The following is a 21,129-nucleotide window of genomic DNA, read 5'->3' on the forward strand; positions in this document are numbered from 1 at the left end:
CAGCGAAACACGCCGCTTGAAAAATCGGACTGTTCCCATTGCAAGGATCGCCAACAGGCCGGGAATGGGGGACACTCCCCAGCCGCATGGCGCTGAACGAGGGGGAACGATGCGCATTTTGCTGGTTGAAGATCACGTGCAGCTGTCGCAAAGCATTGCCCAGGCCTTGAAAGGCGCCGGCCTTACGGTCGACGTACTGCACGACGGCGTCACGGCCGACCTTGCCCTGGCCAGTGAAGACTACGCCATGGCCATACTTGACGTGGGCCTCCCCCGGATGGACGGTTTCGAAGTACTCGCCCGCCTGCGCGACCGCGGCCGCAACCTGCCTGTGCTGATGCTCACCGCACGCAGTGACGTCAAAGACAGGGTGCATGGCCTGAACCTGGGCGCGGACGACTATCTGGCCAAGCCCTTCGAGCTCACTGAACTCGAAGCCCGGGTAAAGGCCCTGCTGCGCCGCACCCTGCTGGGCGGCGAGCGGCAGCAACGTTGCGGGGCGCTGGTGTACGACCTCGAAGCCCGCCGTTTCAGCATAGGCGAAGTGCCGCTGGTGCTCACGTCCCGCGAACAATCGGTGCTCGAGGCCTTGATCGCTCGGCCGGGCCGGGTGATGAGCAAGGAACAGCTGGCCGCCCAGGTATTTGGCCTGGACGAAGACGCCAGCGCCGAAGCCATCGAAATCTACATTCACCGCTTGCGCAAGAAGCTCGATGGCCAAGGCGTGGCTATCGTGACTTTCCGCGGCCTGGGTTACCTGCTCGAGGGGCGTGATGCCTAAGCCGGCCAGCCTGCGCTGGCGGCTGCTCGGTAACCTGGCCGGCTTGCTGATACTGCTGATGCTGGCTAGCGGGCTGAGTGCGTACTGGAACGGCCGCATGGCTGCCGACACCGCCTACGACCGTACCTTGCTGGCCTCGGCGCGAACCATTTCGGCCGGGCTGTTCGAGCAGGACGGCCGCCTCAGCCTCGATGTGCCCTACGTCGCCCTGGACACCTTTGCCTATGACAGTGCCGGGCGGATCTACTATCAGGTCAACGGCATCGACGGCCAGTTGATCTCGGGCTACGAGAACCTTCCCGCGGCGCCACCGGGCACGCCTCGCACGGATGCCTATCCGGCCTTGGCCAAATTCTATAACGGCAGCTACCGCGGGCAGGATGTGCGGGTGGTGAGCCTGCTCAAGGCGGTGAGCGAGCCCAGCATGAACGGCATGGCCGAGATACGGGTGGCGGAAACCGACGATGCCCGTGTGAACATGGCCCGGGACCTGATGACCGATACGCTGTTGCGGCTGGGTATGTTGGGAGGTGGGGCATTGCTGCTGGTATGGATTACCGTGAGCGGGGCATTAAGGCCGCTGGAGCGGCTGCGGCGCGCGGTGGAAGAACGCAGGTCTGACGACCTGCGGCCATTGCCCCATGACGAGGTGCAACGCGAACTGCTGCCGCTGGTGCAATCAATCGACCACTTTACCGAGCGCCTGCGCTTGCAGTTCGAGCGCCAGAGCCAGTTCATCGCTGATGCTGCCCATGAGCTGCGCACGCCGCTGGCCGCGTTGAAGGCCAGGGTAGAGCTGAGCCTGCGCAGCAACGACCCTGCAGAGCTGAAAACCGCACTGGCGGACGGCCGGGACGGTATCGACCGGTTGACCCATCTCGCCAATCAGCTGTTGTCACTAGCCCGCATCGAGAACGGCGCCCAGGCCATCGCGGAGGGCGGGGCGCAGCAGATCGACCTTTCACAGTTGGCGCGGGAGCTCGGCATGGCCATGGCGCCCCTTGCCTATGGGCAGGGGATCGAGCTGGCACTGGAGGCCGAGCAGCCGGTGTATGTGCGGGGTGAGCCTACGTTGCTCAGCGAGCTGTTGAGCAACCTGCTCGACAACGCACTGGCGCACAGCCCCAAGGGCGGCGGCGTGGTGCTCCGGGTGCTGCCCGAGGGCGTGCTGGAAGTGGAAGACGAAGGGCCGGGCATTCCTGAGGATGCCCGTGAGCGGGTGTTCCAACGGTTCTACCGGGGCAGCCAGCAAGGTACCGGCCTGGGCTTGGCCATTGTGGGTGAAATCTGCCGGGCGCACCGGGCCAGCATCTCCCTGCATGACGGCGCCCATGGCGGGCTTAAGGTACGGGTGGCGTTTCCCGAGCACGAATCGCTCGCGCTGTAGGAAGTCGCTTCCCACCGGGTGAACTGCGAGGAAGTAGGAGCCGGGCGAAGCTCGCGGACAAGGGCTTGCGCCCAAGGTCAGGCCAGCATCACCCGCGCGTCTTCCAGTTCGCTGCCCAGCAGCGGCGGGTCGAGGCGGTCCATGCCCAGCCGTTCATAAGAAGGCAGCTTGCTGATGGACGGGCGCCTGTCGATTGGTGTGTTCAGCAGCGAGGCGATCTGCACTACATCTGAATAGTCCGCCGCGGCCTGCTCGCGCTGGTAATCCAGATAAAGCAGCGGCACGTCCGATAGCGCCCGCGGGAAATCCCAGGATTTGAGAATCCGCGCGCCGATCACCGGGTGAATCTTTTCAATCACATGGTTCAGGCACACCGGGTCGCTGAGCAGTTCGTTATTCTCCTCGGCGTAGGTGAGTATCGGCAATACGCCGATCAGGTGAACCATGCCGGCCAGTGCGCCCTGGTCGGGCTTGAGGTGGGCCTGGCGACGGCAAAGTTCGTAGCCGATACCGGCCACTTCCACGCTCGTTGCCCAGATCTCTCGAAGCTTGGCTTCCACCACGGGCAGCCGCGCATTGAAGATCTGCTCGATCACCAGCCCGATCGCCAGGTTGCAGGTGTAGTTCACGCCCAGGCGAGTGATAGCCGATTGCAGGCTAGTGACTTCCACCTGGCTGCGCAGCAAGGGGCTGTTGACCACTTTGATCAAGCGGGCGCTCAGGGCCGGGTCCCGACCAACCACGCGGCTTAGCTCGCTTACGCTCACCTCGCTGTCTTCGGCCGCCTGACGGATCTCCAGGGCGACTTCCGGCAGCGTCGGCAGCATCAGGTCGTCCCGGTCGATGGCAACCAGCAAATCTTCTTGAACCGCTTGGGCCAGCTTGCTCATGAGGCCTCTCGGGCATGCAAAGGTGAAGCGCGGGCGGAAAGGGCCGCCGACCAGGCTACCGTTGTATCTCGCGGTCGCGGTCCAGTTCGTACGGAAGCTCAAGCACCGTGAGGCGCGCGCCCTCTGCATGGCCAAGGTGGATGTCGCCTTGTTCGGCGGCATCGCCTTGCAGCACCGCGAGCAGTTCCACACCTGTGCCCGCCGGCGCGGCCAGCACTACCTCGCCAACGGCGCTGGCATGAACCGGGGAAAATAGTGGTGTACCCGGAGCAGGTACTTCAGCCGCAGCCAGCGCCAGGCGGTATTGGCGGCGCTTGAGCTTGCCCAGATACTGCATGCGGGCCACGATTTCCTGCCCGGTGTAGCAGCCCTTTTTGAAGCTCACACCGCCCACGGCCTGCAGGTTGAGCATTTGCGGGATGAACATCTCATGAGTGGGGCCGAATACCTGCCCTATGCCGGCGCGTACCTGGCCGAGCAACCAGGCCTGGAGTGAGCCTTCGGGTAGCGCGGCGGCCAGGCTGGCGCGCAACGCCTCGGCCTGGCTTGCTGGCACCCAGGCTTCAGCCCTGCCCGGTGAAACGCGAATGAACAGCGCGTCACCCTGACGGGCTACGGCGTGAGTTTCTTCAGGCAGGTTGACGCCCAGCGGTCCCAGCGCATTCGCATTGGCTTCCTGGATACCGAAGCGTACCCATTCGCTGGAGGCGTCGGAAAGGGTTGCCTTGGAAAACACGGCGTATTTCTTCAGGTCGGCCAGCTGCAGGTCGACCAGTTCGCGCGCCATTGCCAACAGGCAGCCGTCGCCCTCCAGCACAATGCGGAAACTCGACTGCATGCGGCCCTTGGGCGTGCAGCGCGCGCCGAGGCTACTGGTGTGGGGGTTGAGGTAGTTGAGGTTGCACGTCAGCTGGCCTTGCAGGAACTTGCCGGCATCCGAGCCACGAACCGCAAGAACGCCCTCATGGTTGAGCGCGCAGAAAAAGGCAGAATCGGACATGGGTCACTTTGCTGAACCTGAATGCGCTCATGATAGTGCCCCGCGCGGAAAATAAACAGGCGCCACATCCGCTCATACCCGCAAGGTGCCCCGCGATAGCCTGGCCTGTATACTGCCGGCCTTTCCTCAGGAGGCCCCCATGGTCGCGGATATCGAACTCAATCGCCTGTACTGGCACAGCCGCCGTGGCATGCTGGAGCTGGACGTACTGCTCGTACCCTTCGTGAAGGAGGTATACCCCACGCTGAACGACGTCGACCGCGCGGTCTATGTGCGTCTGCTTGCCTGTGAAGATCAGGACATGTTCGGCTGGTTCATGGAGCGCAGCGAATCCGAGGATCCAGAGCTTCAACGCATGGTTCGGATGATCCTGGACCGTGTTCAGCCGAAATGATCGGTTCGAATGCCGCTGGCGGCCTTCCCGGCGGCTATTCCAGGTGTACTGTGCGGTAGCGTCGCTGGCCTTGTGCTCGGCCATGGTGTTGCAGGTGCCGGCATCGCTTCGCTTCGTACTGCTGATCAGTGTGGTTGCGCATGCTGCGTGGGTGCTCCCTCGGCATGTGCTGCTGAGCTCGCCCGCCGCAGTTACGGCCATACGCAGAACACCCGAAGGGTGGGTGATGCTCAGCCGCCGGGCTGGCTGGCATCCCATACAGCTTCTGCATGACAGCGTCGCATTACCGGCCATGGTCGTAGTGCGCTATCGCCAGCCCGGCCAATGGTTCGCCCGTGCCGCCTGCATTCCCGCTGATGCACTGGATGCCGAAACCCATCGGCGCTTGCGCCTTCGGTTGCGTTTGAGCCGCAACCGGTTTGCGCCGCCGTCCGCCATTCGTCAGCCTTGACTTGCAGTGGGGTCCAGTACCGTATCCTTCGCCTCGGCCAGCAGCTCCGGATAATCCAGCGTGTAATGCAGCCCGCGGGATTCCTTGCGTTGCATGGCTGACCTGATCATCAGCTCGGCCACCTGGGCCAGGTTCCTCAGCTCGATCAGGTCGCGGCTTACGCGGTAGTTGCTGTAGAACTCGTCAATTTCATCGAGCAGCAGCCGCACGCGGTGCTGGGCGCGCTGCAGGCGCTTGGTGGTGCGTACAATGCCCACGTAGTCCCACATGAACCGGCGCAGCTCATCCCAGTTGTGGGCGATCACCACGTCTTCGTCCGAATCGGTTACCTGCGTGGCATCCCAGGTGGGCAGTGCCTCCGGCGCCGGAACCGTTTCGAGCAGGGACTGGATATGCTGCGCCGCCGAGCGGCCGTAGACGAAGCATTCCAGCAGCGAATTGCTCGCCATACGGTTGGCCCCGTGCAGCCCGGTAAAGGTGGTTTCGCCGATGGCATAAAGGCCGGGTACATCGGTACGGCCGTGGCTGTCGATCATTACGCCACCGCAGGTGTAATGCGCCGCAGGTACCACCGGGATGGCTTCTTTGGTGATGTCGATGCCAAAGGCCAGGCAGCGCTCATAAACAGTGGGGAAGTGCGTGCGCACGAACTCGGCGGGTTTGTGGCTGATGTCCAGGTATACGCAGTCGGCGCCCAGCCGCTTCATCTCGTGGGCGATGGCGCGGGCCACGATGTCGCGCGGGGCGAGTTCTTCACGAGGGTCGAAGCGGGGCATGAAGCGCTCGCCGTTCGGCAGCTTGAGCACCGCCCCCTCGCCACGCAGCGCCTCGGTCACCAGAAAGCTCTTGGCCTGCGGGTGATACAGGCAGGTAGGGTGGAACTGGTTGAACTCCAGGTTCGCGACCCGGCAGCCTGCGCGCCAGGCCATGGCAATCCCGTCGCCGCAGGCGCCGTCCGGGTTGCTGGTATACAGGTACACCTTGGCGGCGCCGCCCGTGGCCAGCACGGTGAAGCGGGCCGCAAAGGTGTCGACCTCGCCTGTTTTACGGTCCAGCACATAGGCGCCCAGGCAACGGTCGCCATCGCGCCCCAGGCGCCGTTCAGTGATCAGGTCCACGGCTACGCGCTGCTGCAGCAGTTCGATATTGGGGCGTTGCCGGGCCTGGGCCAGCAGCGTGTTGAAGATCGCCGCGCCGGTGGCATCTGCTGCGTGGATGATGCGGCGATGGCTATGGCCACCTTCCCGGGTAAGGTGGAATTCGAACTGGCCGTCCTCCGCCGAAGCGGTATCGTCCCGCGTAAACGGCACACCCTGGTCGATCAGCCACTGGATCGCTTCGCGGCTGTGCTCCACCGTAAAACGCACCGCCGCTTCGTCACACAGCCCACCACCGGCGTCCAGCGTGTCGCGCACGTGAGAATCCACCGTGTCGGCATCGTCCAGAACGGCAGCCACGCCGCCCTGCGCCCAATACGTAGAGCCGTTGGACAATTCCCCTTTGCTTAACACAGCAATGCGTAAATGCGCGGGCAAGGTGAGCGCAAGGCTCAAGCCAGCCGCGCCGCTGCCGATGACTAGTACGTCATGTTGCAAATGCTGACTCATGTGACGAAGTGTCTCCTGCGGCTGCGGCGGCCGCTTTCTTGTTGGCTGGGCGTGCGATTTTGCCATTGAGAAGGACCGACGGAGGCGATCCGGACTCAGGTATGGCAAAATGGAACCATCGAGCGCAGCGGTGGGCCGCTATTTATACCAGCGCCGCTCAAGCAGGGCCACGCCAATGTCCCGGAGGGCGTATGCTGCTATGGACCTTGCACCCTTTTTTGTAGGAAATTGGCTATCCGGTAATGGGAACTTTCCTATTTGGGGCACAATCCATAGGTGGTTGCCAAACTACAGGGTACGCCGGAGCACCACCCCCGCGTGGCTGTTTCGTCAGTGGCCGGATTCCGATTGTCTACGCAGCAGGCAAGCGCCTGGTGCGTTTTTTCCTGTACCCGAATTTACGGGCAGGAAACTTGCGTGGAGGGGAGAACTTTTGCACAAAGCCCGAGTCTATGGTTGCAAGCCTGAACGATGGCTCTTGCAGCGCTCCTTGGAGCACAACGAGGAGTGTTCATGCTAACCCAGGAAGAAGATCAACAGCTGGTCGAGCGCGTTCAGCGCGGCGACAGGCGAGCGTTCGATCTGCTGGTGCTCAAGTACCAGCACAAGATTCTCGGGCTGATCGTGCGCTTTGTGCACGACACCCACGAAGCACAGGACGTGGCCCAGGAGGCCTTCATCAAGGCGTACCGGGCCTTGGGCAATTTCCGCGGAGACAGCGCCTTTTATACATGGCTGTACCGCATCGCCATTAACACGGCGAAAAATTATCTGGTGTCCCGAGGACGACGGCCGCCGGATAGCGATGTCAGCTCCGAAGACGCTGAGTTCTACGATGGCGATCATGGCCTCAAAGACCTCGAATCGCCGGAACGCTCGCTGTTAAGGGATGAGATCGAGGGCACCGTCCACCGGACCATCCAGCAATTGCCGGAAGACCTGCGCACGGCGTTGACCCTGCGTGAGTTCGATGGTCTGAGTTATGAAGACATTGCAAGTGTAATGCAGTGTCCGGTGGGTACCGTGAGGTCTCGGATATTCCGTGCTCGCGAAGCCATAGATAAAGCCCTGCAGCCGTTGCTGCAGGAAACCTGAGACAGCGGCGACAGCCAAGAGAGGAACCGCAATGAGTCGTGAAGCCCTGCAGGAATCGCTGTCCGCGGTGATGGATAACGAAGCGGACGAACTTGAATTACGCCGTGTATTGAGCGCTGTGGAAGACAGTGAAGCACGTGCTACCTGGTCGCGTTATCAGGTCGCCCGGGCAGCCATGCACAAGGAACTGCTCAATCCACGCCTGGACCTGGCCTCGGCGGTGTCTGCTGCACTGGCCGACGAAGCGGTACCTGCACGCTCCACGCCTCGCCCATGGCGCAGCCTGGGTCGCCTTGCAGTAGCGGCCTCGGTCACGCTTGCAGTGCTGGCGGGTGTACGTCTGTACAACCAGAACGAAATCGCCGGCGCCCAAGTGGCCCAGCAAGCGCCACAGCCTGCCTTGGTAGCGCCACAAGCCCAGGGCCCAGCCGTGCTCGCCGGTTACACCGAGAGCAGCGAAGCTGTAAAAGCCCCGGCCCTGGAGAACCAGGCCGGCTGGCAGGATGAAAAGCTGCCTGGCTATGTACGCCAGCACGCTCAGGATTCTGCAGGCAAGGGTACTGAAGGTGCACTGCCGTTCGCCCGCTCGGCGAGCATGGAAAACCGCTAAGGAGGAACATGCGCGTCCTCCCACTGGCCGCACTGTTGTGCGGCAGTTGGTTTTCCCTTCCGGCGTTGGCCGCCGCTGACGCCTCGCAATGGCTCGATCGCGTAGATCGGGCCGAGCAGCAACGCAGCTTTCAAGGCACCTTCGTCTACGAGCGCAGCGGCAGCTTTTCCACTCATGCAATCTGGCACCGGGCTACCGGTGGCCACGTTGTCGAGCGGGTTTTTCAACTCGATGGCCTGGTGCAGGAAGTTGTCCGCGCAGACAGTCGCCAGCGCTGCGCCAGCATGGCTTCCGAAGCTGCATCGAACGGGCCGGTCGCCAGCACCCGCACCTACGATGCTCTCAAGCTCATGTCCTGGTACGACATCAAGGTTGCCGGGGATTCTCGCGTAGCCGGTCGCCCGGCTGTGGTCATTTCCGTTACCCCCAAAGACCGCGACCGATATGCCCTGGAATTGCACCTGGATCGTGAAACCGGTTTGCCTGTCAAATCGTTGCTTCTAAGCGCAAGCGGGCAGTTGCTTGAGCGCCTGCAGTACACCCGTTTCGTCACGGATGTTCCTTCGGATAACGATCTGAAGCCCACCGCAGATTGTCACCCGCTACCGGTGGAAGCTGCAGCGGCGGCAACCGGCGCTGTGCCCTGGCGCGCCGAATGGGCCCCGGCGGGGTTCGAACGGATTGACGCCTCGCACTATCAAAGCCCCGAAGGTACCCCGGTAGACCGCATGCTGTTCGGCGACGGCCTGGCGCGTTTCTCGGTGTTTATCGAGCCTGCCAGCTCGCCTCGGGCCACGGATGGGCGCACCCAGTTGGGCCCGACCGCAGCGGTGTCGCGCCGTATTGCCAGTGACCGAGGCGATGTGATGGTGACCGTAGTGGGTGAAATTCCCATGGGTACGGCTGAGCGTGTGGCGCTTTCGATGCGTGCCCAGGCCGAGGATAAGAAGCCCTGAACATAAGCGTGCAGGCGGCTCCTTGCCCCCGCGCGCGCCTTGAAGTGTGATGAAATACGGTTCATGTATAAAAATGCAACATGAAAGATCTGCCCATGTTATTGCAAAGCGACCCGGTTTTTCTTATAGGTCGTTGCCACCATGTGCGGCTGGTCGAGGAGTTGCGCTCAAGCGCACCGGCCGGTCGTGATGTATCGCACTCTGGGGCCAGCTTTGCCCCTTCGCTTAACCATGCTCGTAATGTACGGGAGCCGTATGTCCATACCACGCTTGAAATCCTGCCTTTCGCTGTTCGCGGCGGTACTGATGCTGGGGCAGGTCGTTACCGCCCACGCCGAAGCGCTGCCCGATTTCACAACCCTGGTGGAGCAGGCCTCCCCGGCGGTGGTCAACATCAGCACCACGCAGAAGTTACCCGACCGCGGCGTGGCCGACAGCCAGATGCCTGACCTTCAGGGCCTGCCGCCGATGTTCCGTGAGTTCTTCGAGCGCAACATGCCACGCAACAACCCGCGCGCCCCGCGGGGCGATCGCCAGCGCGAAGCGCAATCCCTGGGTTCGGGCTTCATCATTTCGCCTGACGGGTATGTGATGACCAACAATCACGTGATCGCCGACGCGGACGAGATCGTGGTGCGGCTGTCCGACCGCAGCGAGCTCAAGGCCAAGCTGGTAGGCACCGACACCCGTACTGACGTGGCGTTGCTCAAGATCGACGGCAAGAACTTGCCCACGGTGAAGCTGGGTGACTCGGACAAGCTCAAGGTAGGTGAGTGGGTACTGGCCATCGGTTCGCCGTTCGGCTTCGACCATTCCGTTACCAAAGGCATCGTGAGCGCCAAGGGCCGCACGCTGCCGAACGACTCCTATGTGCCCTTTATCCAGACCGACGTTGCCATCAACCCCGGTAACTCCGGCGGGCCACTGTTCAACATGAACGGTGAAGTTGTGGGGATCAACTCGCAGATCTTCACCCGTTCCGGTGGCTTCATGGGCCTGTCCTTCGCCATACCGATCGATGTTGCCCTGGATGTTTCCAATCAGCTGAAGAAAGACGGCAAGGTCAGCCGCGGCTGGCTGGGTGTGGTTATCCAGGAAGTGAACAAGGATCTGGCCGAGTCGTTTGGCCTTGATAAGCCGGCCGGCGCGCTGGTTGCCCAGGTGATGCAGGATGGCCCTGCCGCCAAGGGGGGCCTGCAGGTAGGCGATGTGATCCTGAGCATGAACGGCCAGCCGATCATCATGTCGGCAGACCTGCCGCACTTGGTTGGCGGGCTGAAAGCGGGCGCCAAAGCCTCGCTGGAGATCATTCGCGACGGCAAGCGGCAGAACCTGGACCTCACCGTGGGCGCGCTGCCCGAGGATGAGGACATGGAAACTGCCACCGACGCCGACGGCCAGCCCGAGCGCAGCAGCAACCGGCTGGGCGTGGCTGTGGCAGACCTTACCGACGAGCAGAAAAAAGCCGCCGACCTCAAGGGTGGCGTGTTGATCAAGGACGTGCAGGACGGCCCTGCGGCCATGATCGGCCTGCAGCCTGGCGATGTGATCACTCACCTGAACAACCAGGCGATCACCTCCGCCAAGCAGTTCACTGACGTGGCCAAGGGCTTGCCGAAGAACCGCTCGGTGTCCATGCGCGTCCTGCGCCAAGGCCGTGCAAGCTTCATTACCTTCAAGCTGGCCGAGTAATAGGCTGAGATGTTCGCGGGCTTTGCCGATCCTGCAGGGCTCTCCCCAACGGGAGCCCTGGCCCGCGAACATGCCAACCATCGAAGGTTGCCTCATAGGCCACGGCATCAGGTACAATGCCCGGCTATTTTTTGTCGGGCGTCCGGCCCAAGGCCTTTTTGAGTGCTGATCCGTGAGTGATTTGAGTCATATCCGCAATTTCTCCATCATCGCCCACATCGACCACGGCAAGTCGACCCTGGCCGATCGGTTCATCCAGATGTGCGGCGGCCTCGCCGATCGCGAGATGGAAGCGCAGGTCCTCGATTCGATGGACCTGGAGCGTGAGCGCGGCATCACCATCAAGGCCCACAGTGTCACCCTTCACTACAAAGCGAAGGATGGTAAAACCTACCAGCTCAATTTCATCGATACCCCCGGTCACGTCGACTTCACCTACGAAGTCAGCCGCTCGCTTGCCGCCTGCGAAGGCGCATTGCTGGTAGTGGATGCCGGCCAGGGTGTCGAGGCGCAATCCGTTGCCAATTGCTATACCGCCATCGAGCAGGGCCTGGAAGTCATGCCCGTGCTCAACAAGATGGACCTTCCCCAGGCCGATCCGGACCGGGTGAAGGACGAGATCGAGAAAATCATCGGCATCGACGCCACCGATGCCGTGGCCTGCAGCGCCAAGAGCGGCATGGGCGTGGATGAAGTGCTCGAGCGCCTGGTGCAGACCATTCCGGCACCCGAAGGCAATATCGAGGCGCCCCTCCAGGCCCTGATCATCGACTCCTGGTTCGATAACTACCTGGGTGTGGTCTCGCTGGTGCGGGTACGTCATGGCCGGGTAAAGAAAGGCGACAAGATCCTCGTCAAGTCCACAGGTAAAACCCACCTGGTGGACAGCGTGGGCGTATTTACCCCCAAGCACACCCCAACGGCGGACCTCAAGGCCGGCGAAGTTGGCTTCATCATCGGCAGCATCAAGGACATTCATGGCGCGCCCGTGGGTGACACCCTTACCCTGTCCACCACGCCGGACGTGGAAGTGCTCCCCGGGTTCAAGCGGATCCAGCCCCAGGTTTACGCCGGGTTGTTCCCGACCACCTCGGACGATTTCGAGGACTTCCGCGAAGCCCTGCAAAAGCTGACCCTCAACGATTCGTCGTTGCAATACCAGCCTGAGAGTTCCGACGCACTGGGCTTCGGCTTCCGTTGCGGGTTCCTAGGCATGCTGCACATGGAGATCATCCAGGAGCGCCTGGAGCGCGAATACGACCTGGACCTGATCACCACCGCGCCGAGCGTGATCTACGAAGTGAAGATGAAAACCGGCGAGACGATCTACGTCGACAACCCGTCCAAGCTTCCGGATGTGTCGTCGGTGGAAGACTTCCGCGAGCCGATCGTCGAAGCCACCATTCTTGTGCCTCAGGAGCACCTGGGTAACGTCATCACGCTGTGCATCGAAAAGCGCGGCGTGCAGCGTGACATGCAGTTCCTTGGTAGCCAGGTGCAGGTGCGGTACGACCTGCCGATGAACGAGGTGGTGCTGGACTTCTTCGACCGCCTCAAGTCCACCAGCCGCGGCTATGCATCGCTGGACTACCACTTCGATCGCTACCAGTCGGCAAACCTGGTGAAGCTCGATGTGTTGATCAACGGCGACAAGGTCGATGCGCTGGCACTGATCGTTCACCGCGACAACGCCCACTACAAGGGCCGCGCGTTAACCGAAAAGATGAAAGAGCTGATCCCTCGGCAGATGTTCGACGTAGCGATCCAGGCAGCCATCGGCGGCCAGATCATTGCCCGAACTACGGTCAAGGCGCTCCGGAAAAACGTTCTGGCCAAGTGCTACGGTGGTGACGTGAGCCGTAAGCGCAAGCTGCTTGAAAAGCAGAAGGCCGGTAAAAAGCGTATGAAACAGGTCGGTAATGTGGAAATTCCACAAGAAGCCTTCCTCGCCGTGCTCAGGTTGGAATAATCAGGTCCTATGTCTCTTAACTTCCCGCTGTTGTTGGTTATCCTCGTGGCCGTGTGTGGCCTGCTAGGTCTGCTCGACCTCGTTATCTACGCACCGCGGCGGCGCACAGCCATTGCGAATTACCAGGGCAGCGTGGCTCAACCCGAGCCCGCCGTGCTGGATCAACTGAACAAGGAGCCGCTGCTGATCGAGTACGGCAAGTCCTTCTTCCCGGTGCTGTTCATCGTGCTGGTGCTGCGCTCGTTCCTGGTCGAGCCCTTCCAGATCCCCTCGGGGTCGATGAAGCCTACGCTGGAAGTGGGCGATTTCATCCTGGTGAACAAGTTCTCGTATGGCATTCGCCTGCCCGTGCTGGACACCAAGGTGATCCCGATCGGCGATCCGCAACGCGGCGATGTGATGGTGTTCCGCTACCCAAGCGATCCTTCCGTCAATTACATCAAGCGCGTGATCGGCGTGCCGGGTGACACCATCCGCTACACGTCGGACAAGCACCTCTATGTCAACGACGCCCTGGTGGACGAACAGATGGTGGGCACCACCTTCGACCCGCACCTGGGCGAAGTGGGGGTATACAAAGAGCGCATCGGCGACGTGGAGCACTTGATCCATCAGCAGATGGCGACCTACCGCATGCTCCCCGGCGGGCAGTGGACCGTACCGGCCGATCACTACTTCATGATGGGCGATAACCGGGACAACTCCAACGACAGCCGTTATTGGGACGATCCGCGTATTCCCAAGGACCTCCTTGGCATGGTTCCGGACCACAATATCGTCGGCAAGGCCTTCGCGGTCTGGATGAGCTGGCCGGAACCGAAGATGCGCCACCTGCCCACGCTGGATCGGGTCGGGCTCATCAAGTAACCCCTGGGCAGAAAGCTGCCAGGCGCCTGGCAGCGTTTCCGGGCAATCGTCGGGCGAGGGTCTAGCATGAATGCATTACGCTCCCAGCAGGGGCTATCGTTGGTTGGCGGCCTGGTGCTGCTGGTAGCGGTGAGCCTCGTGACCATCGCTGGCCTGCGAGTAGGCCCGCATTACATGGATTACTGGGCCATCAGGAAAGCGATGGACAAGGCTGCCAGCGATCCGACAGTGAAGGTCGGGGACGCCGACGAATATTTCGACTATGTGGGCCGCAGTTTGCAGGTCAATAACATCCGGGATCTGGATTTGAAAAAAGCGTTGAATATCACTGAACAGCAGGGCGGGCTCCTTGCCCGGTTGGCTTACGAGCGGCGCGAGCACCTGCTGGGCAACATCGACCTGGTAGTGAGTTTCGATCATCAAGCCAGCGTGCGTGTGCCGTGAGCCAGTCGCCTCTCAATCGTCTCGAGCGCCAGCTCGGCTACACCTTCAAGAACAAGGACCTGATGCTGCTGGCGCTGACGCACCGCAGTTTCGCGGGTCGCAACAATGAACGGCTCGAGTTCCTGGGTGACGCGATCCTCAATTTCGTCGCCGGCGAATCCCTCTACGACCGCTTCCCCCAGGCCCGGGAAGGCCAGCTGTCCCGCTTGCGCGCCCGCCTCGTCAAGGGCGAAACCCTGGCGGTGCTGGCCCGTGGTTTCGACCTGGGCGAATACCTGCGGCTGGGCTCAGGTGAGCTCAAAAGCGGTGGCTTCCGCCGTGAATCCATACTGGCCGACGCCCTGGAGGCGTTGATCGGGGCTATCTACCTGGATGCCGACATGGACACCGCACGCGAGCGCGTGCTGGCCTGGCTTACGAACGAGTTCGAAAGCCTAACCCTGGTCGACACCAACAAGGACCCGAAAACCCGGCTGCAGGAGTTTTTGCAGTCCCGTGCCTGTGAATTGCCTCGATACGAAGTGGTCGACATTCAGGGTGAACCGCATTGCCGTACCTTCTTCGTGGAATGCGAAGTGGCTTTGCTCAATGAAAAAAGCCGGGGTCAGGGCGTGAGTCGGCGTATCGCCGAGCAGGTGGCCGCCGCGGCTGCCCTGATCGCACTCGGCGTGGAGAATGGCAATGACTGATATTCCGGCAACCCGTTGCGGCTACGTAGCCATCGTCGGCCGGCCCAACGTCGGCAAATCCACGCTGATCAACCATATTCTCGGGCAAAAGCTGGCGATCACCTCGCGCAAGCCGCAAACCACGCGGCACACCATGCTGGGTATCAAGACCGAAGGCCATGTGCAGGCGATTTATGTCGACACCCCCGGCATGCACAAGGATAACGACAAGGCGCTCAACCGCTACATGAACAAAACCGCCTCCGCCGCGCTGAAGGACGTGGACGTGGTGATCTTTGTGGTGGACCGTACCCGCTGGACCGACGAGGATCAGATGGTCCTCGAGCGCGTGCAGTACGTCGAAGGCCCGGTGATCCTGGCGATCAACAAGACCGACCGGCTGGAAGACAAGGCCGCGCTCATTCCGCATCTGGAATGGCTGCAAAAGCAGCTGCCCAAGGCCGAAGTGGTACCGATCTCGGCGCAGCAGGGCCATAACCTCGACACCCTCGAGGCGCTGATCGGCAATTACCTGCCCGAGAACGACCATTTCTTCCCCGAAGACCAGATCACCGATCGCAGCAGCCGCTTCCTTGCCGCTGAACTGGTACGCGAGAAGATCATGCGCCAGCTGGGCGCCGAGCTTCCCTACCAGATCACCGTCGAGATCGAGGAATTCAAGCAGCAGGGCGCTACCTTGCACATCCATGCCTTGATCCTGGTAGAGCGTGACGGCCAGAAGAAGATCATCATCGGGGACAAGGGCGAGCGCATCAAACGCATCGGCATGGAAGCGCGCAAGGACATGGAGCAGATGTTCGACGCCAAGGTGATGCTCAACCTGTGGGTGAAAGTGAAGGGCGGTTGGTCCGATGACGAACGCGCACTGCGCTCCCTTGGCTACGGCGACGTCTGACCTGCGCGCACGCCCATGAGCGGCACGCTGCCGCAGCCGGCCTACGTACTGCACGCCCGGCCGTACAGGGAAACCAGCGCATTAGTGGACTTCCTTACACCGGGCGGGCGGCTGCGTGGCGTGTTGCGCGGCGCCAGGGGCAAGGCAGGCAGCCTGGCCCGGCCCTTCGTACCGCTTGTGGTGGAGTTTCGAGGCAAGGGCGAGCTGCGCAGCGTAGGGCGGCTCGAAAGCGCCGGCACCAGCCCATGGCTTGTAGGCGAAGCGCTGTTCAGCGGCCTGTACCTGAACGAGCTGTTGGTACGCCTGCTGCCCTTCGAAGCCCCACATCCGGCACTCTACGACCACTACGGCCTTACGCTCGAGGCACTGGCGCAGGGGCGCCCGCTTGAGCCGCTGCTGCGGGCTTTCGAATGGCGTTTGCTGGACGAACTGGGCTATGCCTTTGCGCTGGACACCGACAGCAGCGGTAGCCCGGTGGTGGGCGACGGGCTGTATCGGCTAAGTGTGGACGAAGGCCTGGAGCGGGTGTTCAGTTTTGCCCCAGGGTTATTCCACGGCGCGGACCTTCTGGCCATGGCCACCGCAGACTGGAGCGCCGCGGGTGCGTTGCTGGCTGCCAAGCGCCTCATGCGCCAGGCCCTGGCCGCCCACCTCGGCGGCAAACCGCTGATGAGCCGGGAACTGTTCCGCCGGCCGTAAGGCGCTTGCTATTCGCTTCCTACAATACCCCGCCGGCACGTATCCTTGGCTGATCTACTGCCAGGGAGCTTTTCCGTGACCACCAGCAACCGCATTCTTCTGGGCGTGAACATCGATCACGTCGCCACATTGCGCCAGGCGCGGGGCACGCGCTACCCGGACCCGGTCAAGGCCGCGCTCGATGCGGAGCAGGCAGGCGCCGATGGCATTACCGTGCACCTGCGCGAAGACCGGCGGCACATTCAGGAGCGCGACGTATTGTTGCTGAAGGAGGTGCTGCAAACCCGCATGAACTTCGAGATGGGTGTGACCGAGGCGATGCTCGAATTCGCGGAAAAGCTGCAACCTGCCCATGTGTGTCTGGTGCCTGAAACCCGTCAGGAGCTCACCACTGAAGGTGGCCTGGACGTGGCGGGTCAGGAAGCCCGGATCAAGGCGGCGGTAGATCGGCTCAGCGCGGTGGGGAGTGAAGTGTCCCTGTTCATCGATGCCGACCCAACGCAGATCGAAGCCTCTGCCAGGGTAGGGGCACCGGCAATCGAGTTGCACACCGGGCGCTATGCCGATGCCCATACGCCAGAAGAAGCCGCTATTGAATTACAGCGTATTGCCGACGGGGTCGCCCAAGGCCGGCACCTGGGCCTGATCGTGAATGCCGGCCATGGCTTGCACTACCACAATGTGGAGCCTATCGCGGCCATCTGCGGCATCAACGAGCTGAACATCGGCCATGCCTTGGTCGCACAAGCCTTGTTCGTGGGTTTCCCGGCTGCGGTCGCGGAGATGAAAGCGCTGATCGTGGACGCTGCGGAGCGTGCCCGCTGCTGATCCCTGAAAGGAGCGCCGCGTAGGCAGCGCTCCTTGAACGGCATTACTCGGGGGCGTAGGGCTGGCGACGTTTGTGAGCGGTTTTGTCGTAGGTGCGAACGATGATGTCGTACGCGTCGTCCCGCACAGTCTCGCCATGGAGGAACGCGTCGATTTCCTTGTAGCTTACGCCATGGGCATCTTCATCCGGCTTGCCTGGAGTGAGTTCTTCCAGGTCGGCAGTCGGGACCTTCAGGTACAGTTTTTCCGCCGCACCCAGGTATTTTGCGATTTCGCGAACCTGGCCCTTTACCAGCCCCTCCAGTGGCGTGAGGTCACAGGCGCCGTCACCAAACTTGGTAAAGAAGCCCATCACCGCTTCGGCGGCATGGTCGGTACCGATGACCAGCCCGTCGTTGGCATTGGCGATGGCATACTGGGCCACCATGCGCATGCGGGCCTTGGTGTTGCCGCGCACGAAGTCACGACGAGCGTCGGTCAGCTTCGAGACAGCGTCCAGCTCTGCATCCAGGCCTTTCACGGCGTCGGCAATGTTCACCGTGACTTCCTCGTCGGCCTTCACGAACTTCATCGCGGCCGCTGCGTCGTCCTCGTCATGCTGCTGGCCGTAGGGCAGGCGCACCGCGATAAAGCGATAACCGGCGTCGCCGGTCTCTTCCCTCAGCTCCTCTACTGCCAACTGAGCCAGACGGCCCGCCGTGCTGGAGTCCACGCCGCCACTGATGCCCAGTACCAATACCTTGAGGCCGGCATTACGCAGGGTTTGCTTGATGAACGCCTTGCGCCGTTCTACTTCGGCAGCCAGCGCGGCTTCATCGGTAAACGGGGGAATGACATTCAGCGCAGCGGCGATTTCGGCCTGGCGGTTGCTCATCGGGTTCGATCTCCTGTGAGAGCCAGCAAGCTGGCAAAGAACTATAGACACGGTAGGAGCTTACCTTGATCCGTGGGAAATCGCCCGATGCGCCAGAAGATCAAGGGCGCGAATTGGATGATGACGCATTGCTACCTATCAGTTCTGCCAGCTATCGCTATGCCAAGACTACCGATAGCTTTAGACGTAGGAATCACCGTAGCGACACAGTCAAGGAGTAGACATGAGTCTTGAATTAAAAGTAACCGATGAGAGCTTGTCCAAATTGCTCAGTGAAGTATGGCAAGACGGTCACGTGAATGTCGTGGAACACAGCAAGCTGCGCAAGGAAAGCGATAAGGCTGTTGCCGAGCTGAAGGGTGTAGAGGGGCTTACTGAACAATTACAGAACCTGCAAGATCATGCGGATGGGCTGGTACGGGCCTGCCTCCAGTTATCCAGAGAGGTTTACGAGCAGAACATTGCAGCCCAGAAGGAGCGGCCCCAGGCAGCCAACGGCAATATCCATGCGGACCTGAAAGAGCAAGCCAGGCTGCAAAATGCATATGAGAATCAGGGCACCGAAGGGTTGCTCGCCGTAGACGATGCCAAGAAAGACACTTTGGTTGAGGCACGCAAGGCTTTGATCCGTGCCGTGGAATACCAAATCGCTTACGTCGTGGTCGGAGCGGAAGCGACCGTTGGCAAATTGATGATTTAACCTGGCTTGCGTGCCGTTATCACCGCCCGCATGGGCGCTGGCAAGCCTTCCACGGTTTTGCTGTGGTCTTCCGGGTCGAGGAAGTGTTCGAGTGACTGGTAGCGCATCCAGTCGGTGCTGCGCTGCTCGTCGGGGGTGGTATAGCTCACATCCACGCACTTCACGTCCCGGAAGCCGGCGCGACGCACCCACAGTTCCAAAGCCGCCACCGAGGGCAGGAACCACACGTTACGCATTTGCGCGTAACGATCCTCGGGCACCAGCACCTGCTGTTCGTCGCCACGTACCACCAGGGTTTCCAACACTAGTTCGCCGCCTTTTATTAGGCAGTCCTTCAGTGCGAACAAGTGGTCGATGGGCGAACGACGGTGGTACAGCACGCCCATGGAGAATACCGTGTCGAAGCCCTGAAGGTTGGGCGGAAGGTCTTCCAGCGCCAGTGGCAAGTGCCAGGCAGGCAAGCCCGGCAGATACTGGCTCAGGGCCTGGAACTGGCAAAAGAACAGCCAGTTGGGGTCGATGCCGATCACGCTTTCGGCGCCGGCGCCGAGCATCCGCCACTGGTAATAGCCATTGCCGCAGCCTACATCCAGCACCCGCTTGCCGTTCAGGTCCAGGTGCGGCGCCACACGGGCCCATTTCCAGTCGGAGCGCCACTCGGTGTCTACGTGTACGCCGAACAGGTTGAATGGCCCCTTGCGCCATGGGGAAAGGCCCATCAGCGCGTCCTGAAGGCGCTGCCGGGTAGCGTCATCGCATTCGCCGTCGAGGGTTACACTACTGGCGAGGTCCACCGCATTGGCGTGCAGCTCCGGCAACGCGGCAAGCGCTTTTTGCCAGCGCTCAAGGTCGCCGTGGCCTTTTTCCATCCGGGTGTCGAGGTCGGCCTGCAGGCCATTGGCCCATTCGCCTAGGGGCGAATCCGCCAGGCGGCGGACGAGGGGAGAAAGGTCAATCATGGCAGGGCGATCATCGAAGCGAAGTTAAGGCACTGGAACCAAGGCACCACCTTGCTGAACCCTGCAGCCAGCAAGCGCGCACGGTGCTCCTCGAAGCTGTCGGGCTTCATCACATGTTCGATCGCGCTGCGCTTCTGGGCAATTTCCAGTTCGCTGTAGCCGTTGGCACGCTTGAAGTCCATATGTAGCTCGGTGAGCAGGTCGTGAGCCTGGTCATCCTCGAAGCGCAACTTTTCGGAAAGCAGCAACGCCCCACCCGGTACGATGGCCTGGTGGATCCGCGACAGCACCTCCAGGCGTTGCCCGGGCGGAATGAACTGCAGGGTGAAATTCATTGCCACCACCGAGGCTGGCTCAAAGTCAAAGCCAAGAATATCGGTTTCCAGTACCTGAACGGGCAGCAATTCCTGGAACATCGAATCCTGCCCTTGCAGGTATTCGCGGCAGCGTTGAACCATGGCCGACGAGTTATCGATCGCCACCACATGGCAGCCGTCCTTGCGCACGTGCCGACGCAGCGCCTGCGTCACCGCCCCCAACGAGGCGCCCAGGTCGTACAGGCAGGTATGAGGCTGGGCGAAACGCGCGGCCAGTACCCCCAGGTTCTCGACAATCGCCGGGTAGCCAGGTACCGAGCGCTTGATCATGTCCGGGAACACCCGTACCACATCCTCGTTGAAGACGAAGTCGGGTACCTGGGCCAGGGGTTGGGCGAAAAGACGATCAGGAAGTTCAGACACGGGATTCTGCGGGCGTGGCGGGAAAGGCCGGGATTTTACGAGCTTCGAGCGGCAAGCTACAAGCTGCAAGCTGCAAGCTGCAAACTACAAGCTACAAGCTACAAGCTACAAGCTACAAGCTACAAGCGAAGGCCGCCATCACGACGGCCGCTCTTGCTCTTGCTCTTGCTTGCAGCTTAAGGCTTGCCGCTTGCCGCTACAAAACCGTGATATCGCAATCAAAGGATTGCACGGGCTTCACCTCGGGTGCCCAGGGTTGTTGCAGCACCATCAACAAATGACCCTGGCCTGGGCCTTGCGCACGGTAGCGCCATACCGACTGCCCGGCGGCGCCCACGATGCCGGCGTCTTCGGCGTTGGTGTACACCTCGGGGCCGAGGCTGCGCAATACGGACTGTGCGGGGTTCTGCAGCAGCCAGCGGTAGCCGGTGGTGGGGTTGCTGGGGAGAGTAACGATCAACAGCTGGCCTTGGGCCAATGTGATAGGGCACTGCTGTTGCTTGTTCAGCTCGAACGCAACGGAAGGGTCTGGCGCATGGCGCCCGGCGCAGGCAGTGAGAAGGGCAAGGCTGGCAACAGCGAAAATACGCAACAAGGGCATC

Annotated in this window: 23 protein-coding genes; 16 read left to right on the forward strand and 7 right to left on the reverse strand. The window is 61.6% G+C overall.

The window, feature by feature from the left end; genetic code table 11:
- The first annotated feature begins 109 nt into the window (after nucleotides 1-109).
- Together LG385_RS02675 and LG385_RS02680 are read left to right on the forward strand one after the other, a co-directional pair.
- Nucleotides 110-781: a response regulator gene (locus LG385_RS02675; RefSeq protein ID WP_225772184.1), complete on the forward strand. Its 672-nt coding sequence runs from the start codon at nucleotides 110-112 to the stop codon at nucleotides 779-781.
- Nucleotides 774-2,168, forward strand: a complete 1,395-nt coding sequence (locus tag LG385_RS02680; RefSeq protein ID WP_225772186.1) for a sensor histidine kinase — start codon at nucleotides 774-776, stop codon at nucleotides 2,166-2,168. Before LG385_RS02675 ends, LG385_RS02680 begins: the two co-directional genes overlap by 8 nt.
- Nucleotides 2,169-2,245: 77 nt before the next feature.
- On the opposite strand, the gene LG385_RS02685 is transcribed toward LG385_RS02680, so the two are convergent.
- Nucleotides 2,246-3,058: an HDOD domain-containing protein gene (locus LG385_RS02685; protein WP_225772188.1), complete on the reverse strand. Its 813-nt coding sequence runs from the start codon at nucleotides 3,056-3,058 to the stop codon at nucleotides 2,246-2,248.
- 55 nt (nucleotides 3,059-3,113) lie between these two features.
- A complete protein-coding gene (locus LG385_RS02690; RefSeq protein WP_225772190.1) occupies nucleotides 3,114-4,058 on the reverse strand; it encodes a YgfZ/GcvT domain-containing protein in 945 nt (314 codons plus the stop codon).
- Between the two features lie 139 nt (nucleotides 4,059-4,197).
- On the opposite strand from LG385_RS02690, the gene LG385_RS02695 reads away from it, so the two are divergent.
- Nucleotides 4,198-4,452, forward strand: a complete 255-nt coding sequence (locus LG385_RS02695; RefSeq protein WP_181111427.1) for a succinate dehydrogenase assembly factor 2 — start codon at nucleotides 4,198-4,200, stop codon at nucleotides 4,450-4,452.
- Nucleotides 4,436-4,903: a protein YgfX gene (locus tag LG385_RS02700; protein ID WP_225772191.1), complete on the forward strand. Its 468-nt coding sequence runs from the start codon at nucleotides 4,436-4,438 to the stop codon at nucleotides 4,901-4,903. Before LG385_RS02695 ends, LG385_RS02700 begins: the two co-directional genes overlap by 17 nt.
- Here the strand turns inward: LG385_RS02700 and nadB are convergent.
- On the reverse strand, nucleotides 4,894-6,510 hold the full coding sequence (gene nadB, locus LG385_RS02705; protein WP_225772193.1) for an L-aspartate oxidase: 1,617 nt from the start codon (nucleotides 6,508-6,510) through the stop codon (nucleotides 4,894-4,896). The genes LG385_RS02700 and nadB overlap by 10 nt on opposite strands.
- 513 nt (nucleotides 6,511-7,023) lie before the next feature.
- Between nadB and rpoE the strand changes: the two genes are divergently transcribed.
- The 11 genes from rpoE to pdxJ all read left to right on the forward strand — a co-directional run bounded on the left by rpoE (nucleotide 7,024) and on the right by pdxJ (nucleotide 17,254).
- Nucleotides 7,024-7,605 (forward strand): RNA polymerase sigma factor RpoE, encoded by a 582-nt coding sequence (gene rpoE, locus LG385_RS02710; protein ID WP_003252049.1) that lies wholly within the window; start codon nucleotides 7,024-7,026, stop codon nucleotides 7,603-7,605.
- Between the two features lie 31 nt (nucleotides 7,606-7,636).
- Nucleotides 7,637-8,215, forward strand: a complete 579-nt coding sequence (locus tag LG385_RS02715) for a sigma-E factor negative regulatory protein (protein ID WP_225772194.1) — start codon at nucleotides 7,637-7,639, stop codon at nucleotides 8,213-8,215.
- Nucleotides 8,216-8,223: 8 nt separating this feature from the next.
- Nucleotides 8,224-9,171 (forward strand): MucB/RseB C-terminal domain-containing protein, encoded by a 948-nt coding sequence (locus tag LG385_RS02720; RefSeq protein ID WP_225772196.1) that lies wholly within the window; start codon nucleotides 8,224-8,226, stop codon nucleotides 9,169-9,171.
- 261 nt (nucleotides 9,172-9,432) lie between these two features.
- The gene (locus LG385_RS02725; protein ID WP_181111768.1) at nucleotides 9,433-10,863 is read left to right on the forward strand and encodes a DegQ family serine endoprotease; all 1,431 of its coding nucleotides are present in this window, start codon (nucleotides 9,433-9,435) and stop codon (nucleotides 10,861-10,863) included.
- Nucleotides 10,864-11,035: 172 nt separating this feature from the next.
- Nucleotides 11,036-12,832 carry a translation elongation factor 4 gene (lepA, locus tag LG385_RS02730; protein WP_225772199.1) on the forward strand — a complete coding sequence of 599 codons (1,797 nt, stop codon included), beginning with the start codon at nucleotides 11,036-11,038 and terminating at the stop codon, nucleotides 12,830-12,832.
- A gap of 9 nt (nucleotides 12,833-12,841) precedes the next feature.
- Nucleotides 12,842-13,699 (forward strand): signal peptidase I, encoded by an 858-nt coding sequence (lepB, locus tag LG385_RS02735; protein ID WP_181111433.1) that lies wholly within the window; start codon nucleotides 12,842-12,844, stop codon nucleotides 13,697-13,699.
- A 66-nt stretch (nucleotides 13,700-13,765) separates the two neighbouring features.
- A complete protein-coding gene (locus LG385_RS02740; protein ID WP_181120107.1) occupies nucleotides 13,766-14,143 on the forward strand; it encodes a DUF4845 domain-containing protein in 378 nt (125 codons plus the stop codon).
- A complete protein-coding gene (gene rnc, locus LG385_RS02745; RefSeq protein WP_181111435.1) occupies nucleotides 14,140-14,832 on the forward strand; it encodes a ribonuclease III in 693 nt (230 codons plus the stop codon). The genes LG385_RS02740 and rnc overlap by 4 nt, the downstream gene beginning before the upstream one ends.
- Nucleotides 14,825-15,727, forward strand: coding sequence for a GTPase Era (gene era / locus LG385_RS02750; protein ID WP_181111436.1), 903 nt, complete (start codon nucleotides 14,825-14,827; stop codon nucleotides 15,725-15,727). Before rnc ends, era begins: the two co-directional genes overlap by 8 nt.
- A 15-nt stretch (nucleotides 15,728-15,742) precedes the next feature.
- Nucleotides 15,743-16,426, forward strand: coding sequence for a DNA repair protein RecO (recO, locus tag LG385_RS02755; RefSeq protein WP_225772201.1), 684 nt, complete (start codon nucleotides 15,743-15,745; stop codon nucleotides 16,424-16,426).
- A 75-nt stretch (nucleotides 16,427-16,501) separates the two neighbouring features.
- Nucleotides 16,502-17,254, forward strand: a complete 753-nt coding sequence (gene pdxJ, locus LG385_RS02760; protein ID WP_225772203.1) for a pyridoxine 5'-phosphate synthase — start codon at nucleotides 16,502-16,504, stop codon at nucleotides 17,252-17,254.
- A gap of 43 nt (nucleotides 17,255-17,297) precedes the next feature.
- Here the strand turns inward: pdxJ and nadE are convergent, their stop codons facing one another.
- Nucleotides 17,298-18,128 carry an ammonia-dependent NAD(+) synthetase gene (nadE, locus tag LG385_RS02765; protein ID WP_225772206.1) on the reverse strand — a complete coding sequence of 277 codons (831 nt, stop codon included), beginning with the start codon at nucleotides 18,126-18,128 and terminating at the stop codon, nucleotides 17,298-17,300.
- Nucleotides 18,129-18,351: 223 nt separating this feature from the next.
- Here nadE and LG385_RS02770 point away from each other — a divergent pair, with 223 nt between their 5' ends.
- On the forward strand, nucleotides 18,352-18,828 hold the full coding sequence (locus LG385_RS02770; RefSeq protein WP_225772207.1) for a hypothetical protein: 477 nt from the start codon (nucleotides 18,352-18,354) through the stop codon (nucleotides 18,826-18,828).
- Here LG385_RS02770 and cmoB read toward each other — a convergent pair.
- The 3 genes from cmoB to LG385_RS02785 all read right to left on the reverse strand — a co-directional run bounded on the left by cmoB (nucleotide 18,825) and on the right by LG385_RS02785 (nucleotide 21,128).
- Nucleotides 18,825-19,787 carry a tRNA 5-methoxyuridine(34)/uridine 5-oxyacetic acid(34) synthase CmoB gene (gene cmoB, locus LG385_RS02775; RefSeq protein ID WP_225772209.1) on the reverse strand — a complete coding sequence of 321 codons (963 nt, stop codon included), beginning with the start codon at nucleotides 19,785-19,787 and terminating at the stop codon, nucleotides 18,825-18,827. The two genes, LG385_RS02770 and cmoB, sit on opposite strands and share 4 nt — an antisense overlap.
- On the reverse strand, nucleotides 19,784-20,527 hold the full coding sequence (gene cmoA, locus LG385_RS02780; protein ID WP_225772211.1) for a carboxy-S-adenosyl-L-methionine synthase CmoA: 744 nt from the start codon (nucleotides 20,525-20,527) through the stop codon (nucleotides 19,784-19,786). Before cmoA ends, cmoB begins: the two co-directional genes overlap by 4 nt.
- Before the next feature lie 196 nt (nucleotides 20,528-20,723).
- Nucleotides 20,724-21,128 carry a protease inhibitor I42 family protein gene (locus LG385_RS02785; protein WP_225772214.1) on the reverse strand — a complete coding sequence of 135 codons (405 nt, stop codon included), beginning with the start codon at nucleotides 21,126-21,128 and terminating at the stop codon, nucleotides 20,724-20,726.
- Nucleotide 21,129 lies beyond the last annotated feature (1 nt).

Origin of the sequence: Pseudomonas sp. Marseille-Q5115 (genome assembly GCF_916618905.1) — a bacterium.
GTDB classification, from domain to species: Bacteria; Pseudomonadota; Gammaproteobacteria; order Pseudomonadales; family Pseudomonadaceae; genus Aquipseudomonas; species Aquipseudomonas japonica_A.

Excerpts from the sequence above, each read along its gene's own strand:
- LG385_RS02685 (WP_225772188.1), bottom strand. The coding sequence starts at position 3,058 with ATGAGCAAGCTGGCCCAAGCGGTTCAAGAAGATTTGCTGGTTGCCATC.
- LG385_RS02680 (WP_225772186.1), top strand. The coding sequence starts at position 774 with ATGCCTAAGCCGGCCAGCCTGCGCTGGCGGCTGCTCGGTAACCTGGCC.
- LG385_RS02785 (WP_225772214.1), bottom strand. The coding sequence starts at position 21,128 with ATGCCCTTGTTGCGTATTTTCGCTGTTGCCAGCCTTGCCCTTCTCACT.
- lepB (WP_181111433.1), top strand. The coding sequence starts at position 12,842 with ATGTCTCTTAACTTCCCGCTGTTGTTGGTTATCCTCGTGGCCGTGTGT.
- cmoB (WP_225772209.1), bottom strand. The coding sequence starts at position 19,787 with ATGATTGACCTTTCTCCCCTCGTCCGCCGCCTGGCGGATTCGCCCCTA.
- LG385_RS02720 (WP_225772196.1), top strand. The coding sequence starts at position 8,224 with ATGCGCGTCCTCCCACTGGCCGCACTGTTGTGCGGCAGTTGGTTTTCC.
- recO (WP_225772201.1), top strand. The coding sequence starts at position 15,743 with ATGAGCGGCACGCTGCCGCAGCCGGCCTACGTACTGCACGCCCGGCCG.
- LG385_RS02740 (WP_181120107.1), top strand. The coding sequence starts at position 13,766 with ATGAATGCATTACGCTCCCAGCAGGGGCTATCGTTGGTTGGCGGCCTG.
- LG385_RS02695 (WP_181111427.1), top strand. The coding sequence starts at position 4,198 with ATGGTCGCGGATATCGAACTCAATCGCCTGTACTGGCACAGCCGCCGT.
- LG385_RS02715 (WP_225772194.1), top strand. The coding sequence starts at position 7,637 with ATGAGTCGTGAAGCCCTGCAGGAATCGCTGTCCGCGGTGATGGATAAC.
- LG385_RS02690 (WP_225772190.1), bottom strand. The coding sequence starts at position 4,058 with ATGTCCGATTCTGCCTTTTTCTGCGCGCTCAACCATGAGGGCGTTCTT.
- nadB (WP_225772193.1), bottom strand. The coding sequence starts at position 6,510 with ATGAGTCAGCATTTGCAACATGACGTACTAGTCATCGGCAGCGGCGCG.
- rpoE (WP_003252049.1), top strand. The coding sequence starts at position 7,024 with ATGCTAACCCAGGAAGAAGATCAACAGCTGGTCGAGCGCGTTCAGCGC.
- nadE (WP_225772206.1), bottom strand. The coding sequence starts at position 18,128 with ATGAGCAACCGCCAGGCCGAAATCGCCGCTGCGCTGAATGTCATTCCC.
- LG385_RS02675 (WP_225772184.1), top strand. The coding sequence starts at position 110 with ATGCGCATTTTGCTGGTTGAAGATCACGTGCAGCTGTCGCAAAGCATT.
- era (WP_181111436.1), top strand. The coding sequence starts at position 14,825 with ATGACTGATATTCCGGCAACCCGTTGCGGCTACGTAGCCATCGTCGGC.
- LG385_RS02770 (WP_225772207.1), top strand. The coding sequence starts at position 18,352 with ATGAGTCTTGAATTAAAAGTAACCGATGAGAGCTTGTCCAAATTGCTC.